The sequence below is a fragment of the Citrobacter sp. VF227 genome (genome assembly GCF_052950715.1).
This window is the reverse complement of the sequence record NZ_JBRFVF010000230.1, coordinates 1-532: the sequence shown is the minus strand read 5'-3', so window position 1 is coordinate 532 and position 532 is coordinate 1. Positions and strand designations below refer to the sequence as shown.

Genomic DNA, 532 nt, shown 5'->3' with positions numbered 1-532 from the left:
CGCTGGCCCTCACCCGGTCACTTTCTGTTGCTGCACCGCCACGGATCAGCACCCGCCAGGCGTTTGCCTCCTTGAGCGGGTCAATCCACGGCATGACAGGCCCGGAATACACCGCATTAAACAGCGAGGACATTTCCGTGCCGGCAGGCACCTCAATGGCACCGGAAGCCACCGCGGCAGCCAGCCAGCGGCGGTAGAGAGGACGGGTAAAGGCAGCAATAGAACTGTCCTGAAGGATGCTGTACCCCTCCTGCGCCTCCACCAGCTCCTGACGCTGGGCGCTGTAGGTGCCGTCATAGTTTCTGGCAATGGAAGAGGAGCTGCCGCGCAGTCCGGCGGCCACCGCACGAAGCTGCCCCATCCGGAAGGAGTCCAGACCGGCATTCGGGCGGTCTGATTTGATCATGCCGATATCCTCCCCGGGATTCAGACCGTCAAACAACATGCCGGGCTGGATTTGTGTCTCGTTACGTTTCTCCGGCGCCACATAGCCGTCAGTGCCGACATCCTGCTTTTTGATGAACATGCCGAG

The 532-nt window shown here is 61.3% G+C and carries 1 protein-coding gene; it reads right to left on the bottom strand.

Going from position 1 to position 532, the window contains the following annotated elements:
* The coding region (locus ACU8YC_RS26050; RefSeq protein ID WP_446896120.1) for a phage portal protein at nucleotides 1-532 on the bottom strand (532 nt) is incomplete at both ends.